Genomic DNA, 308 nt, shown 5'->3' with positions numbered 1-308 from the left:
AATGAAAAACGACAGGTTGTGGCTGTGCGCCATTGCGATAGTCGCAGCAGCTGGCTGCGATCAAAACCCCGCCTCAGTCACCCCCCGGCACAGTGCGGAAGACCAGGCCCGGCTGCAGGAATTTGTGACGCAGATAAAGTCAGAGCAGGTATTTGTGGAAGGCGGTGAATACCTGATGGGGGATTTTGGCGAGGAATATGGTGTGGAAAGGCTGCAGTACGACGGGCGTAAAGACAGCAAGCCTTTGCACCGGGTGGAGTTAAGCAGCTATTCGCTGAGTAAGTTCAAAGCCAGCAACCAGCAGTACC

The 308-nt window shown here is 54.9% G+C and carries 1 pseudogene; it reads left to right on the top strand.

From position 1 onward, the window contains the following. Positions 1-308: pseudogene (locus OGV71_RS00025) on the top strand (formylglycine-generating enzyme family protein); the annotation flags it as partial.

The sequence above is a fragment of the Citrobacter sp. Cf088 genome (genome assembly GCF_030334295.1).
GTDB classification, from domain to species: Bacteria; Pseudomonadota; Gammaproteobacteria; order Enterobacterales; family Enterobacteriaceae; genus Citrobacter; species Citrobacter freundii.
Note: the sequence above shows the minus strand (reverse complement) of the source record. Positions and strands in the feature narration are given on the sequence as shown.